This window comes from Hymenobacter sp. UV11, from assembly GCF_004684095.1.
Taxonomy (GTDB): Bacteria; Bacteroidota; Bacteroidia; order Cytophagales; family Hymenobacteraceae; genus Hymenobacter.
The window spans coordinates 252610-267620 of the sequence record NZ_SRII01000001.1 but is presented as its reverse complement, the minus strand read 5'-3'; the positions used below and the strand labels follow the sequence as shown (position 1 = coordinate 267620).

At 60.5% G+C, this 15011-nt stretch carries 11 protein-coding genes; 1 reads left to right on the top strand and 10 read right to left on the bottom strand.

Going from position 1 to position 15011, the window contains the following annotated elements:
- Window positions 1-274 precede the first annotated feature (274 nt).
- On the top strand, window positions 275-1045 hold the full coding sequence (locus E4631_RS01015) for a hypothetical protein (RefSeq protein WP_133658239.1): 771 nt from the start codon (window positions 275-277) through the stop codon (window positions 1043-1045).
- 384 nt (window positions 1046-1429) lie between these two features.
- Here E4631_RS01015 and E4631_RS01010 read toward each other — a convergent pair whose 3' ends face one another.
- The 10 genes from E4631_RS01010 to E4631_RS00960 all read right to left on the bottom strand — a co-directional run bounded on the left by E4631_RS01010 (window position 1430) and on the right by E4631_RS00960 (window position 14911).
- Window positions 1430-5311, bottom strand: coding sequence for a hypothetical protein (locus E4631_RS01010; RefSeq protein WP_133658238.1), 3882 nt, complete (start codon window positions 5309-5311; stop codon window positions 1430-1432).
- A gap of 106 nt (window positions 5312-5417) precedes the next feature.
- The gene (locus E4631_RS01005) at window positions 5418-9191 is read right to left on the bottom strand and encodes an ATP-binding protein (protein WP_166648135.1); all 3774 of its coding nucleotides are present in this window, start codon (window positions 9189-9191) and stop codon (window positions 5418-5420) included.
- Between the two features lie 171 nt (window positions 9192-9362).
- Complete coding sequence (locus E4631_RS00995; protein WP_133658236.1) at window positions 9363-9608, bottom strand: hypothetical protein; 246 nt, start codon at window positions 9606-9608, stop codon at window positions 9363-9365.
- A 37-nt stretch (window positions 9609-9645) separates the two neighbouring features.
- The gene (locus E4631_RS00990; protein WP_133658235.1) at window positions 9646-10227 is read right to left on the bottom strand and encodes a DUF420 domain-containing protein; all 582 of its coding nucleotides are present in this window, start codon (window positions 10225-10227) and stop codon (window positions 9646-9648) included.
- Window positions 10211-10903, bottom strand: coding sequence for a hypothetical protein (locus tag E4631_RS00985; protein WP_133658234.1), 693 nt, complete (start codon window positions 10901-10903; stop codon window positions 10211-10213). Before E4631_RS00985 ends, E4631_RS00990 begins: the two co-directional genes overlap by 17 nt.
- A 7-nt stretch (window positions 10904-10910) precedes the next feature.
- A complete protein-coding gene (locus E4631_RS00980) occupies window positions 10911-11264 on the bottom strand; it encodes a cytochrome C oxidase subunit IV family protein (protein WP_133658233.1) in 354 nt (117 codons plus the stop codon).
- A gap of 89 nt (window positions 11265-11353) precedes the next feature.
- On the bottom strand, window positions 11354-12130 hold the full coding sequence (locus tag E4631_RS00975) for a cytochrome c oxidase subunit 3 (RefSeq protein WP_133658232.1): 777 nt from the start codon (window positions 12128-12130) through the stop codon (window positions 11354-11356).
- A gap of 44 nt (window positions 12131-12174) precedes the next feature.
- Window positions 12175-12765, bottom strand: a complete 591-nt coding sequence (locus tag E4631_RS00970; RefSeq protein ID WP_133658231.1) for a cytochrome c oxidase subunit 3 — start codon at window positions 12763-12765, stop codon at window positions 12175-12177.
- A gap of 102 nt (window positions 12766-12867) precedes the next feature.
- Window positions 12868-13719 carry a heme o synthase gene (cyoE, locus tag E4631_RS00965; RefSeq protein ID WP_133658230.1) on the bottom strand — a complete coding sequence of 284 codons (852 nt, stop codon included), beginning with the start codon at window positions 13717-13719 and terminating at the stop codon, window positions 12868-12870.
- A gap of 43 nt (window positions 13720-13762) precedes the next feature.
- Window positions 13763-14911, bottom strand: coding sequence for a heme A synthase (locus E4631_RS00960; RefSeq protein WP_133658229.1), 1149 nt, complete (start codon window positions 14909-14911; stop codon window positions 13763-13765).
- Window positions 14912-15011 lie beyond the last annotated feature (100 nt).

Here is a 15011-nt window from a genome sequence, read left to right as displayed (position 1 = left end):
CGCTATTAGCTGAGCACGGAGGCTAACAAGTTACTTCCAGATTTTATATCGGGCAAGGCCAAACAGGTCTGACAAGGGGTAACTACTTGGTTACTAGTCGCACATTGGTAAGCCAAACTGAGGTAACCTGCCTGCAAGTTGCCTCAGTTTATAAAATTATTTTGCTGTTATACAGAAGCTTATAAATATTTCACCAGCAGATAAATTGGAGATGAATGGGAGATAACCAACGTCTCTATATATTTGCTTCGTTCTCGTATATTCTTTTCTTTATATGTTGCGCTCCACCTTCTTTACGCATGCTCTCGGGCTGGGCACTACCCTGCTCGTTTTGGCCAGCGCCAGCTTGGGCCTACCGGGCTGCCACGACAAAACGCCCGCGCCCGACCCTTGCCAGGGCCAGGTAGCCAACCCGCTCACGGTAGGCTTTATTGAAGCCTTTGGCACCCCTACCCCCGACACGGCTTACAACAACCAGCCAATGGTGTTTGAGGCCCCGGCCGCTCCCTACACCAGCTACCAATGGCTGGTGGGCCAAATAGACGCCCGCACCGGCCGCCGCATCAGCGTCCGCTTCGACGACAAGACCCTGGGCTCTATCCCGGTGCGCCTTATTGCCACGCGCCCACCCAACACAGCCTGCTTTAAGAACGACGACGGCGTGGACACGCTGACCAAGGTACTCACCCTGGTACCCTACCGCGACCGACGGGCCCCCATCTATGGCCGGTTTCGGGGAGCAAATAAAGATACTCCTAGCGATACATTTACTATACGCATTTACCAGGGACCTAATGTTGCCTACCCTAACAACCCCGTAGCCGAGCCCAGCAACTACATCGTTGGGGTGCCTAAAGGGTGCCAGAAACCTTATTATGATATCGGCCTTACTTGGCGCGGAATAACTGCTAGTGATGGCGGGTGTAGCGGTGGGGATATCACCAAGGGCTACTTGACAACGCGCGACAGTATTCGTCTTGAATACCGGGCGCAAGTCAGCCCCGCTATTATCGATAAGATTTTCCTAGGCAAACGCGTCCGCTAAGCCTCTTTTCTCCCGCTTTTCCTTTTTCACTTTATACGTTTTTTCTACTCCTTTGGGGTGAGGTTACTCAGTGCGTCCCTACTCTTCCCCCAGTTTGGCACTGCTCAGTCAGTGCCCTGCCCGCAGTTGGCGTCATGACTGACCCGGCCGCAGCTACCAACCATGGGGGCCAGCCTAACACCTTTAACTGGTATCATGACAATTATCAGGCTAATATCTACAGCGGCAGCCGCTACACATCAAACAGCCCGCACCCCGGAGTTGGTACTGGCCAACGCCTAACAACGAAGATTGCCGTGACCAACTAGCTTTAGGCAGGCTGACGCATTGCTTAGCAACTCCCTTGCGGCTTACTCTGCAAGGGAGTTTTTCTTTTACTCGACCCTAAAACAGCACGGCCACCTGCATCCTACCCGTATGCACGATGTTGGAGCCGCTGGCTTTGCGGCCGTCGTAGGCTACGTTGATATTCAGGCCGTTGGTGAGGCGCTGCTCCAGGTTGAGGTTCCAGGTGTAGTTGGTGCCGGGGCGCAGGGCCTGCAATACTTCGAGGGCTACTACGGAGGCTTGGTCGCCGGCGAAGCTCACGCGCGTGACGTGGGTGGCGGCCGTGACGGTGCGCTTGCTCACCTGGCTCACGCGGGCTTCGAGGCCCAGGTCGTCGAAGGTGCCGTTGGTATCGCGCACGCGGGCGGCCCAGGTGTTGCCCTTGGCGGTGTGCAGCAGCGAGCCGGTGAGGCGCAGCGCCGGGCTGGGCTGGTAGCTGATTTCGGGCTGCACGGTGTAGATGAGCAGGCTGAAATTGCGGTAGCTGGAGCTGGTGGGGTCGATGGAATACGTGGCCTGGGCCTCCCGAATGTCGCGCGCCACGGTGAGGCGGCCCGTGAACGACTGCGCCAACGTGCGGCGCAGCAACAAGCTCTGGGACTTGAGGTTGCGCAGGTCGAAGCCCTCCGTGAGCAGCGTTTTCTGTTGGGTTTGCTGCAAGGTTAGCTCGGCGCCGAAAATAGGATTGGCACGGTTGAAATACAGCGTATTACGCAGCAATTGATTAAACGCCAATAGCTTGTCGTCTTCCTTGCCGTAGCTGAACGGGCTGAGCCGGTTGAGGAGGGTAGGGCTGGTGGTGCGCCTGTCCACCGTGACGCTGCTCACGCTGCTGAAGCGGGCCACCGCGGCCTGCCAGCCGCCGGCCTCGCGCCAGCCGCGGGGCGCGTTCACGGTGAGGCGGTAGCTGAGGCGGTTTTGGTAAGCCGTGATATAGTCGTTGGTGGGCAGGTACACCTTGATGTAGGTGCGGTACTGGGCATCAGTGGTTTGGGCTTCCAGAAACTCGTCTTTATCCTGCACGCCGTTCTTGTTGAGGTCGCCGGCATAGTAGTGGGTGCCTTGGCCGGCGGGCACGGCCACAAACGAGAAGTCACGCTTCAGCTCGCGGCCGGTTTGCACGCTGTAGGTCAGCTCGGAGCGAATCTGGTTTTGGAGCAGGCTGAGCGAGTGGTCGATTTTGCCCAGAATATTGCGTTGGCGGGCGCTGTCGGGCTGGCTCACCAGGTTCACATCGCGGTAGGTGGCCACGATGCGCAGGTCCTGGTTTTTGCTGAGGCGGGTGCTCAGGTTGCCCTGCACAGTCTGCGACTGGTTGTGCACCTGCAGGTTGTTCTGCTCGGCGGTGGGCGTGCGGTCCTGCCGGAAGCCGTAGCTGAGGCCGTAGCGGGTGCGGCCGGTATCGGGGCTTTGTAGGGCGAAGGTGTGCTCGTCGAAGTAATTGGCCGACCGGATGGTATCGCCCAGCGGCGAGACCACCTTGTTTTTGTCAAACCGATAGGTGTAGCTCGGAATGACCCTACCCCCCCCGTAGCGCACGGTGGCCTCGCCGCGCGCCCAGTTGGAGTGGAACCGCCCGGCCTGCGAGTTGAGCACAAACAGCGAGCCGCGCACGTCGAGCCGGCCCACCTGCTGGGCCACATCGAGCCACTGTTGCACGCCGCTCACCTCGCCGGGCCGGTAGCGCCGGCTCACGCGGTAGTTGATGGCGTGGGCGGCGTCGCGGCTCAGGCCCACGGCAAAGTTGAAGATATTGTCTTCTTTGGGCGCGGCCGTGGTGGCGTTGGCGGTGCTGGCGGCGCTCCAGTTGCGGTCAAACTCGATGTCGCGGTAGCGGTCAATCGGCGAAAAACCGGGCTTGGTGTACTCGTAGTCGAGGGCCGAGCGCAGGCGGTAGTTGCGTAGCGCGGCCGGCGCCCAGGTAGGCAGGGCACGGTCTTGCACGGTGTAGCCTAGGCGCATGGCCCCGCCGCTCTGGCTGCGGGTGCCGGTGCTGTCGAAGCGGTTGCGCTGCAGCTGCGAGGTGGCCAGGTCCACGAATACCGCCGTGGTTGGGTCGAGTTGAAACGTGGCCCCGGCCGTGGCCATCTGCTTGAGCAGGGGGGTAGGGATGAGGCGCACCGGCTGGTAGTCGCCCTGGTTTTTGCCCGCGTGCTTGTACACGCGGCCGTTGGCGTTCACGTCGGCCGGGCTGGTGCTCAAAACGTAGCTACCCAGCCCCGCACCCACCTGCGTGAAGCGCACCGTGTACACCCCGCGCAAGGAGTCGCGGGCATACACGTACACGTACTCGCGCAGGCCGGTGGTGGTATTAAGCTGCGCCACGCGGTTGTACTGCACCACCGAGCGGGTGAAGGCCGCCGAGTCGGCGCCCGGCGCCGATACCACCGACACGTTGCCGGCGCCGCGCAGCAGTTGGCGGTCCTGGTACGAGAGGCTGAGGTTGGCGGTGGCATCGGGGTTGTCCGATTCTTGGTAGAAATTGCCGCGTAGGTTCAGCTTGCCAATTTGCTGGTAGTGGCTCAGCGTGTAGAGCGAGCGCGAGTAGTTGAGGTCGGAATACTCGAAATCAACTTTCAGGCGCGAGTTGCTGGTGATGAGGTGGCGGGGCGAAAACGTGATTTCAGCCAAGTTATAATCGACCACGTAGTCAAAATCGAAGCCCCGCGTTTGCAGCCGGCCATCGAGGTACACCCGCTCCGAGCCGGCCAACACGATGATAAACTGCTCGCCATTGGGCCCCGTGAGGCGATACGGGCCCTGCACGTTATCAATCGGGGTGAGGTCGATGCTGGCAAATTTGCCCTTCGCTACCCCCCCCGCCACCAGCGTCGAGGACCGAATCTGGCCCAATTTATCGAGCACCGTTACGCTGCCGGTGCCGGCCGGGCCGGCGGCCGGCGCGCCGGGCATCGGCTGGCCGGGCGGCACGCCGGCGGTGGGCGGCAGCAGCGGCGCGGTGGCCGAGCCGGCGGGTGCGGCGCTGTTGGTGGTCACGCCGTTGGTGTAGGTCGTGAACGACGAGGGCGGCGCGTTGCTCACGCTGTTATTGGTGGTGCCGGCCTGCAGCGGCTGCGGGCCGGGCGCGCCCAGGTTGGCCTCGATGGCCGCGCCCTGGATATTCTTGTAATAGCGCAGGAAGTAGTCGGGCTTGTTGCGCAGCACCACGTCGCCGGCCGTCAGGTTCCACTGCGGGCCGGTGAGGGTGATGTAGATTTTGTCGAACTGCTGCAGCGTCTGCGTATTCCCCTCGGGCTGAAACGGCACGTTCTGGTCCGAAATCGCCGCCGTGAGGCGAATATTCTCCGTCAACTGCCCCTCCAGCTGCAGGTTCAGCGCCGAGTTCACAAATACGTTCTGCGTATTACCAAACGAAATGCCCCGGCTCAAATTACCGGTCTTACTGATTCCCGGCGTGCTCAGTATCTGCTCTTTCTGCGAAAAATCTTCCACCCGCAGCATGGGCCGGTCCCGGAAGTCGAGCGTATCCATGAGGCCGCGCGGGCGGCGGTAGCGGGCGCGCAGCAGCGGCAGCGGCAGCACGCGGTAGCACAGCAGCACCGAGTCGGGCCGCGGGGCGCCGAGGCTGTCGCGCGGAGCGGGCCGCACCAGCTGGTAGCGGTCGAGCCGCGCATCATACGCCACCGACTGCCCATCGGCCACCACCGAAGCCGGCACGATAGTGAGCGTATCGCTGAGGGCGAAGCTGGTGGTGTCGCGGCCCGGCACCAGGCGCAGGTAGCGGCAGCGCCGCGTGCTGGGTGGCCCTGGCTCGGGCGCGGCGGGTAAGGCAACTTTAACCGCAGCGGGGGGGGTAGGGGCCGCCGTGGACGGGGCTGGCGTCGTTTGCTGTGCCCGCAGTGGCCGGGCGGCCAGCAGCCACAGGGCCGCCAGCAGCCCTACCCATAGCAGCGGCACACAGCGTAAACGACGAATCATAGACTAAATTTCGGGACGAGCTGGCGTAACGCGCGCTGCGTGCCGATTCGTGCCGCCGAGGTTGGAGGTTGCCGATTTTTGGTCGAAAATCAAGCCAACCCCTACACTACCCCGCCAGCGGCAGCTCAATAAAAAACGTCGTCCCTACCCCCTCTTCCGTCTCGAACCAGATGCGGCCGCCGGCGCTCTCGATGCCGCGCTTAGCCACCGCCAGGCCAATGCCCGAGCCGGTAGCCTTGGTAGTGAAGTTGGGCCGGAAGATATTTTCCCTCACTTCTTCCGGAATGCCCGCGCCATTGTCGGTGATGGTGATGAGCACGTGGCCGGGGCCCTCGGGGCGCAGGGCCACGCGCTGGCTGGGCGAGCGGCCGGGCGGCACGGCCTGCTTGGCATTGAGCAGCAGGTTGTTGAAGGTACGCACCAGCAGGCTTTCATCGGCAAAGACGGTGAAGGTGCCGTCGGGGGGTAGGGCCAGGTCCAGGTCTACGCGGCTGCCACCATCCTGCTCCCGAAACAGGTTGGCGCACTGCCGCAGCACGGCCGTCACGTCGAGGCGCGTGGGGCGCATGGCGGGCAGGTTGGTGAAGGTGCTGAACGAGGTGGCGATGTCCGAGAGCACGTCAATCTGGGTGATGAGCGTCTGGGAAATGCGGCCAATCAACTCCTCCGCATTGGGGCGCCGCTCGGCAATGGCTTTTTGTAAGTATTGCAGGCTCAGCTTCATGGGCGTGAGCGGATTCTTGATTTCGTGGGCTACTTGGCGGGCCATCTCGCGCCAGGCGGCTTCTTTTTCCTGGGCGGCCAGCTCGCGCTTGCTGGCTTCGAGCTTACCGAGCATGGCATTGTATTCGCTCACGAGCAGGCCGATTTCGTCGTCGCTGCTGCGGTAGTCGAGCATCTCGTTGCGGCCGGTGAGGGTAGTGCGCATCAGGCGCTGCGTCAGCAGCTTGAGCGGCGCCGTGAGCTGGCGCGTGGCCAGAAATGCCAGTCCCAGAAACACTAGGAACATGAGCGTGAAGATGTTGAGGATGGTCGTAAACAACTCCGTCAGCTTGCTATCCAGCTCCTTCTGCGAGTCAAAGAACGGAATGCCCACGTAGCCCAGCACCGGCCCGGCCGGCCCATCCACACTGGCGGCCCGCACCGGCAGGTAGAGCGAGCTAAACGAGAGCGTGCCCGCCCGCTCGGTGAGCAGCGTGCGGCTCAGGCCCCGCTCACGCAGGTCGATAATGGCCTGCGGATTGAGCAGCGGCCCCAGCAGGCCCGCCTCAAAAATGAGCGGCTGCGAGCTCACTAGCAGCTCGCCGCGCGCGTCGTAGAGGTTGAGGTCGGTTTCGGTGAGGGCGGCCACGTTGCGGGCCAGCGCCGTGAGCACCGGCCGGGCGGTGGTGTCGCTGAGCTGGTCGCGGCGGCGCAACAGGCTTTCGAGGGCAATGTGGCCGCGGCGCTCGTAGGTGCGGCGCAGGTCGCGGCGGTAGCCCGAAATCACCTGGCTGGCCGTGGCCAAGCTCACCACCAGCAGCGGAATGAGAATACCTAAGTTGAGCAGCAGCTGAATGCGGGCGCTGAAGTTGAAGCGCACGCCCCAGCCGCCGCGCCGCCCCAGCACGTAGGCCCCGCCCGCCAGCAGCCACACCAGCACGTTGAGCAACAATTGGAAAGAGAAATTGGAAAACCAGTCGGCCAGTGAGTATGTGGCCGTCGTGACCACCACAATGCGCCGGCCACTGGCGTCGCGCATGGCCAGGTGGTGAAAATCACTGACTACCAAGCCATTTTCGTATATTCGAGGGTCGCGCAGCAAGGCGGGGGGTAGCAGGTTAGCGTAGTCAAAATCACCCTCACTGTACACCATTCGTCCCTGCGAGTAGCCGGCGTAGCTGAGGTCGGTGGCCAGGCCGGGCTGGAAGAATTTCTGGTCTACCAACAACTCAGGCAACACGCTGTAGCTGGCCAACTGCTTGAGGCTAAGCGTGAGTAGGATAGTACCCGCCGGGGTAGGCGGGCCGATGCCACCCGGCGCGGGTAGCGTCACGGGCACCACCGCCACGTAGCGCCGCGAGCTGAAGGAATTATCCGATTTCAGCAAATACACGCCGGGCTGGTCGGTGGGGGTAGCCGTGCGCGAAAGCTCGACGCGGGTTTGGTTGAAGGTCAGCGAGTCGTCGGCCTCGCCGCCCACCGGCTGGCCCTCGGGGTCAAACAGGTCAACCGACTCTTCGTACTTGTCGAAATACGTGCGCAAATACTGGCGCTCGATGCGGCGGCGCACGGCCTCCGTACGCACGGGCTTACCCATCAGCAGGCGGGCAATAACAGGGTCGGCCGCCAGCTGCCGCAGCCGCTGGCCTAGCAAAAACTCTCCCTGCAAGTCATTATCCACCAATAAATTACCCGCAAGCCGTTGTTTATCCAGCAGCAACTGGCGCTCAAACTGCCCATACAGCGCTGTGGCCCCCACCGCCGAGGAAAGGGCCAACAGCAGCAGCAGCAGCAGGTAGCGTGGCGGCCCCTGGGTAGGCCGGTAGTGCAGCTCGCCCAGCCGCACCAGCATTAGGTATAGGCAGGTCATGCCGGGCAACAGCAGCAAAACCTGGTGCAGCAGCGCCCCTACCCCCAGCAGCGTGGCCGCCAGCGCCAGGCCGCCCCACAGCAGCGGCCGGCGCGGCAGGCGGCGCAGGTCGGGCGCCAGCAGCCCGGTCCACAGGTAAAAGCCCGTCACAAACGCCGCCGTGTGCAGCAGCACGGCCAGCACCAGCACCAGCCGGAAGCTGCTCACCTGCATGCTCTGGGTGATATCGAGGCTAAGCTGACTGTTGCTGAACGCGCTGGCGTAGTAGCTGTAGAGCCCCACTACCGCTGCCACCAGCCCCAGCAGCGCCGGAATACCCCAGCGGCCCACGGGCGCTTGCTGGGCCCGCGTGGGCAGCCGATAGTGGCGATTGACCACCACCGAGGCGCCGGCCAGCAGCAGCGCCAGCACCCCGTTCAGCAGCAAGTCGCCCAGCGATGGCGCCAGGCCCGACACGGCGTACACGCGCGGGTCAAACAGCGGCAGCTCCAGCCAGGCGTAGGGCAGACTCAGATAGAGCAGCGCCACGCGCAGGGCCAGCGGGGTACCCGCCAGCGCCAGCATGGCCAGCCCTACCCGCTCCTGCTGCCACCAGCGCCAGGCCAGGCCCAGCCACCCCACCGTGTAAAACGCAATGCCCAGCAGCAGCAGCAGCAGCGGCAGTAGCCGCCCCGCCACCACGCTGCCCGGCAGCTGCACCACCGAAAACAGGTAGTGTCCCTGCGAATCGACCAGCGCCGCCACCAGCCCGTTGGTTTCACCGGGCAAAATGCGCGCTGCCTGCACCTGCACTTGAAGCCCTTGCAGCAGCGCGGGCTCGGCCCCCTCGCGCAGGTAGCGGTTGCTGATGCCGTAGTGCCGCGCCAGCGGTATGTAGGCCAGCACTACCACCGGCCCCAACGCCCGGCGCACCACCAGAAACTCGCCTAGCGCCGTTTGCGACAGGCGCTCGGGGGTAGGGTCGGCCAGCTCGGTAGCCGTGGGCTCGGGGCCCGAGGCCGACCAACCCACTACCCTGCCCTCTTCGGCTACGAAGGTGGGGTAGGAACACTGCGCCAGCAGGCGGCTAAACTGGGGCGCAGTGGGCGGCTGGCACTCCAGGGCCACGTGACCGGCTTCGCGGCCGGCCGTGGCGGCGGCCTGCGTCACTAGGCTTTGCAGGCGCGCGGCGTTGGGGTAAATGGGGCTGGTGCCGCTCAGCTGCCCGTAGGTATACACCAGCCAGCAGGACCCAAAGCTCACCAGTGCCAAAAGCAGAAATGCCAGCGGCCAGAAGCGAATGAAGGATGTGCGAGCGGGAAGTAACAAAGACAAGGCTAAAAACGAAAGCAACCGAACTCAAACCGGACAAAAACCAAGCCGGCCACCCACTGCAAGCTACTACGCACACCGACTTCCTACCCCCTCCGGCTCACGCAAAAGCCGCCGCTGCTACCCCATGAGGCAGCAGCGGCGGCTTGCAATGTTGGCGAGGTAAGCCTACATTTTGGTGGGGCGCTTAGGGTGCGTCCGCCGATACCAGAAGAAGCCCACGGCTCCCATCAGGATGTAGGGCACGGTCATCATATACACAATGCCTTTATTGAGGCCATCCACATCGTAGTCGTCGCGTTCCTGGCGGGCGGCTTCCACCTGGCTTTTGCACATCACGCACTGGGCCTGGGCGGGTAGCACTGCCACCAAAGCGAACAGGCTCAGCATCAAACTAAAAATCAGCTTTTTCATAAGATTACAACGGTCAAGAGGGCAGAATGTTCGATGGCTACCCAGCCAGGTAGTAAGGCGCAATCATTAGGTAAACGATAACTCCTGTTACGGAAACGTAGAGCCAGATGGGAAAGGTCCAGCGGGCAATGCGCTTGTGCTTGGTATACTGCCCAGTGAGGGCAAAATACAGCGTAAACAATACCAGCGCTACCGTAACTACCGCGAGGCTGATATGGGTCAGCAGCAGTAAAAAATAAAGCGTACGCACAAACCCTACCCCCCCAAAGTGGGTGCTCTCGACCTGTGAGTGGTAAGCCACGTAGGAAATCAAAAACAACCCACCCAGCGCAAACGCACTGCCCATAGCCGCACGGTGCGCCAACACATTCTTTTGCCGAATGAAGTAGTAGCCTACCAGCAGGGCCATCGCTGTCAGCGAGTTCAGGACGGCATTCACGGCCGGCAAGGCGTGCAGGTAAGGCCCTGCGCCCTCAATCCGGAAGATATTCTTGAAGTAGAAAATCACGGCCACTAGCAGCGGCACCGCAACTCCCAGCGTACCCAGGATAATCTTATACTTGGTATAGTCGCCCGGTTCCAGCACGGGTGGGTGCAGCTGCTCAGTGGCGGTCGTCATAGGTGTACAGCAAAACGTTAATCTCTGTGATAAGCCGCTCGACCTCATACTTGTCGGCAGCGTCATAATAGCCGCGCACGTGCTGCGCTTCGTCTACTAATAACAGCTGGCCGGGCAGCAGGTTCCCCGGCTCGGTAGCCGGTCGGAAGGGATAATGCGCGGGCAGCAGCGCAGTTTGCCCAAACTCGTACTGTGCCAATCGCCGCAACGTATCGGCCGGAGCCGCGCCAAAAAACCACTTACCACTGATAGTGCCGTACTGCTCGCTTAGCTTCCCCAGGTTGGCCTCGGTGGCGGCGGCAGTTGCCTCGGTGGCAACCAGCGTAACCAGTCGCACCCGCGGCTCAGGTCGAAAGCGCTCCTGAATCCGGGCCAGGGCGCGGGTCGCGGGCTCTCCTACCCTCCCTGGCGCGTAGAACTGCACCACGTAGAGCCCTTTGCCCAGCTCGGCACTCGTGAGCCAGCGGCCAGCAGCCGTTAGCAGCCGAAACGGCTGAACCCGGTGGAAAACAGTATCGCGCTGCCACCCTCCGGCCGACGAGCGGACGGAGTCCGCCCGCTCGGGCAAGTAGGTTGGCAGCGCGTAATGATTGCGGCCGAAGCCGTAGAGAAACAAGAACGCCAGCACCGGCACCAGCAGCAGCAGGCCCAGCAGAATAGTCTGGCGTGGTCGCATCCTATAGTTAGTTGCTGAACATGTGCGAGAGTGCTTCGCCCACGTACGAGCCTTCGGTCACAAGTGCTACTACCAGCCACACAAGTAGCGCGGTAGGAATAAGAATGGTCCAGATAAGGCTTTTAGCCTCGTGCTTGAGGTGCATAAACTCGCCCACGATGAAGAAGGCTTTCAGAATCGTCATAATGATGAAGATGCTGTTACGCAGCGTGCGCAGGCCCGGCGAAGTCATGCTGAAGGCAATTGCGAACTCAAGTGCCGTAATACCAACCAGAATCCAGAAAGTTTTCCAAATCCAGCCAGTATTTGGCTTCGCAATTTCGCCGGGATGCAGGGCGAGTTCTTCGGCGTGATTAGACATTGAACTGATTATTAAGTAGTGATTAGTGGTTGCTTATTGTTGGCTGGTAGGTTGAAAGAAGCTCAAGCAGCTACCAACAATCAACCAACTTACACGAGATAGAAGAAGGTGAATACGAACACCCACACCAAGTCCACGAAGTGCCAGTAGAGGCCGATTTTCTCAATCATCTCGTAGTGGCCACGCTTCTCAAATGTGCCGTTGGTGGTAGCAATAAAGCACCACACCAGCAGCGCTACACCCGAAAAAACGTGCGTGCCGTGGAAACCCGTAATGAAGAAGAACAGGTCGGCAAACAGCGGCGGGCCGTACTGGTTAGCCGCCAGGTTGGCACCGTACATGATAGTGCCATCTGCCATGCGGGTGCCCTCTTCGTGGCCGCCGATGAAGTGGCTCCACTCCCAAGCCTGGCTGCTGAGGAACATAGTACCAAACAAAATGGTCCACAGAAGCCACTTCTGCACATCGGCCTTATCCATGCGGTGGCCAGCCTCTACGGCCAGTACCATCGTCACAGAACTGAAGATGAGAATCATCGTCATCAACGCCACGAAAGCCAGCGGCAGGTCCATACCATGCAGGCCAGGGAAAGCATTAAATACTTTCTCGGGGGTAGGCCAGTAGGCAGAGCTGAAATGGAACGCCTTGGCCGTGCCCTCATATACGCCGTGCTTGTGGCGAATGAGGCCGTAGGCCGTCAGGAAAGCCCCGAACGTGAACGTGTCCGAGAGCAGAAAGAACCACATCATCAGCTTGCCGTAGCTCGCCTTAAAGGGTTCGTTGCCGCCGTCCCAGGTACCGGTGCGGGGCGCATCGGCGTAGGCGGCAGGGGCAGCGGTGGGCTGCAAAGTAGTGGAATGGGCCATAACGGACAACAGATAGACAGGCGGGCTTTACGCCAAATTCCCGTTTAATGGTTCAAAAGTAGGAACAAATACAGGTACAGCCAAAGCCCACCCAAGAAGTGCCAGTATAAGGTAGCGTTGCCAATCGAGAGCATAGCGCGCGAATGCACCTGATAACTAAGGCTTCGCTTCAGTACTACCCCCACAAAAATGAGCCCCGTGATAAGGTGGAAAGCGTGTACGCCCATGAGCACATACACAAAAGAGCCCGACGGATTAGCATCGGCACCCCCGAAGAAAGTGTGCCCCGCTACCAAGTCACTCCACGAGTGCATCTGGCCAAACAGAAAGGCTACCCCCAGCCCCAGCGTCAGGAGCAGGCCCAGGTTAGTGCGCTTTACTTCGTCACGCTTGGCCGAGAAGTACGCCCACTGCATGGCGGCGCTACTGAGCGCAATAATGATGGAATTGACCAGTAGGCTAACGGGCAGGTCAAATTCGCGCCAGTTGCCCTCGTCACGCCGCACAATGTAGCCGCTGGTAAAAGCCGCAAACATCATCACAATACTGAAAATCAATAGGATAAGCAACACACGCTTTGGGTGCCAGCCCAAGCCCAGTTCCTTATCAGCAAACGTAGCTTCCGAGGTTTTCATATCAAATGGGTTATCAAACAATTCTTACTGCCGCCGGTCATTCGTGCGGCTTCTATTCGCACTTTCCGTCAGTAGTAACAACACAAAATCAACAACTATCGCTCAAACTTTGTCTAAAAGCAGCGCGATTTGTACGATAGGTAAATACAGGAACGAGGCGAACATGATGCTAAGGGCCGCCTTGCGGTCCTGCGTACGCATAAGCCGCACCGTGAGCAGGGTAAACAGCACGCCGCATACCAGGGCCACTCCCGCCGACGTACGCCCCGAGATACCCAGCACCAGCGGCAGCAGTGATACCGGGATGAGCAGCACCGTGTAGGTCATTATCTGAAAAGCGGTGCGTAGGTCGCGGTTACCGGGGGTAGGCAGCATCTTAAAGCCTGCCCGCTTATAGTCTTCGTCGGCTACCCAGGCAATGGCCCAGAAGTGCGGAAACTGCCACATAAACTGGATACCAAATAACACCCACGCGGCCTCGCCCACGTAGCCCGTAGCTGCTACCCAGCCAATAAGGGGGGGTAGGCCGCCCGGAATAGCTCCCACGGCCACACATATCGGCGATACCGTCTTGAGCGGCGTGTAAATAAAGCCGTACAGGATAAGCGATAGCAGCGACAAGGCCGCCGTTAGCGGATTGAAGTAGTAGGCCAGTAGCCCCAGCCCCATCACCGCTAGCACCACGCAAAAGGCCCAAGCTTCGCCCGGTGAGATGCGGCCGGTAGGTAGCGGCCGGTTTTCGGTGCGGCGCATCAGCTTGTCCAGGTCCTTTTCGAAAACTTGGTTGATTATGTTGGCAGCGCCGGTTACTAGCAATCCGCCCAGCAGTACCAGCAGTGCCCGCCCCCAGTTTGGCGTAGCTGAGCCCAATAAGTACCCCAGCGCGCTGGAAAATGCCACCGTGAAGGAAAGCCGAAACTTAAGCAGCTGAAAATAGGCGCGGGCCTTCGTCATTAACCAGATATAATTGCTACGGCAAAGGTACGCCCGACCAGGGCTAGGCGTAGTATGAATGCGCTTGTGGCAGGGGTTGCGCAACCGCCGGCACATTCCCTACCCCCTTTTTCGGCCACAAAGCCAGCAAGGTGAGAAATTGCGTGCCGAAGAGCAACGTGGCCAGCGTCAGGTGTATGGGCTGCATGAACGCGGGCAATGCCCAATAAGCGAGCGTGATGCCCGCAACCATTTCCAGCGCCAGCACTACCCAAGTAGCCATCACCAACCGGCGCAACCGGGGAATTGCCAGCTGCCACAACCGGTATCCTACCACTACGTTGGCCAGCACCACAATGGCCGCCAGGGTGCGATGAGATTCGAAAATGCTGCCCAAAGCCGCTACCCAAGTATCTCGCTGGCCATAAGCGGCCGCGGAGGCGATGCGGTCAATCTCTTCCCGCACCTGCGTGCCCATGATAATTTGCGCGAACGTGAGCAGCAGTACGCCCCACAGTGCCCAGCGCAATCCTGCGCCAGCACTAGCGGTCTCAAGCGGCGCAGTAGAGTTGGCTTCTGCCAGGTGGACGATTGCAGCCTCGCCACTGGCCCTACCCCAACGCGCCCGCTGCACCGCGTAAAGCAGAATCGCCACAATGAACAGTGCCAATCCCATGTGGATAGTCACCATAATGGGGAGCAGATTTGTCGAAACTACCAACGACCCCAGCCACCCCTGCACTCCGGTCAGCAACCAGCCAACTATTGCCAGCCACAATACCGGCCGGTCGCGTCGCCAATAAGGCAGCGCCACCACAGCATTCACAAATACAAAAATGCCAATAAGCGCTCCCAACAACCTGTTGAGGTACTCAATCCAGGTTTTAGTGGCGTTAAAATCAGTTTCTACATACTGCGTTGGGTGCGCGAAAATCTCCCCCGCTACCTGCCGAAAGCCCAGGCTCGCAAGCGTACGGGCCAACTTTTGGTTCTTAGCAACGCGCTGCGTCAAATACACCTGCTTATAATCAGCGGGCAGTTGACTGATTTCGGTTGGCGGCACCCACTGCCCAAAGCACTTGGGCCAATCAGGACAACCCATCCCTGAACCAGTAGCCCGGACAATTCCGCCCACAAGAATTAGTAGGTAGATACTGCTAACTGTCAACACACTCCAGAAGATGAAGCGCTTCGCAAACTGTGGCTGCTGCATAGTACTTGTTAAACAAAGCAACGAGGCTTTTTTCTTCCCAGAATATCTTTGAAACGAGAAGAAAGTCCATAAAAAAACGGGCCGCCGTAGTACGGCGGCC

What these genes read in the sequence shown, in the direction of transcription:
- E4631_RS00970 (WP_133658231.1), bottom strand. Translation starts at nt 12,765, where the DNA reads ATGAAAACCTCGGAAGCTACGTTTGCTGATAAGGAACTGGGCTTGGGC.
- E4631_RS00975 (WP_133658232.1), bottom strand. Translation starts at nt 12,130, where the DNA reads ATGGCCCATTCCACTACTTTGCAGCCCACCGCTGCCCCTGCCGCCTAC.
- E4631_RS00995 (WP_133658236.1), bottom strand. Translation starts at nt 9,608, where the DNA reads ATGAAAAAGCTGATTTTTAGTTTGATGCTGAGCCTGTTCGCTTTGGTG.
- E4631_RS01010 (WP_133658238.1), bottom strand. Translation starts at nt 5,311, where the DNA reads ATGATTCGTCGTTTACGCTGTGTGCCGCTGCTATGGGTAGGGCTGCTG.
- E4631_RS00985 (WP_133658234.1), bottom strand. Translation starts at nt 10,903, where the DNA reads ATGCGACCACGCCAGACTATTCTGCTGGGCCTGCTGCTGCTGGTGCCG.
- E4631_RS00960 (WP_133658229.1), bottom strand. Translation starts at nt 14,911, where the DNA reads ATGCAGCAGCCACAGTTTGCGAAGCGCTTCATCTTCTGGAGTGTGTTG.
- E4631_RS00990 (WP_133658235.1), bottom strand. Translation starts at nt 10,227, where the DNA reads ATGACGACCGCCACTGAGCAGCTGCACCCACCCGTGCTGGAACCGGGC.
- E4631_RS00980 (WP_133658233.1), bottom strand. Translation starts at nt 11,264, where the DNA reads ATGTCTAATCACGCCGAAGAACTCGCCCTGCATCCCGGCGAAATTGCG.
- cyoE (WP_133658230.1), bottom strand. Translation starts at nt 13,719, where the DNA reads ATGACGAAGGCCCGCGCCTATTTTCAGCTGCTTAAGTTTCGGCTTTCC.
- E4631_RS01015 (WP_133658239.1), top strand. Translation starts at nt 275, where the DNA reads ATGTTGCGCTCCACCTTCTTTACGCATGCTCTCGGGCTGGGCACTACC.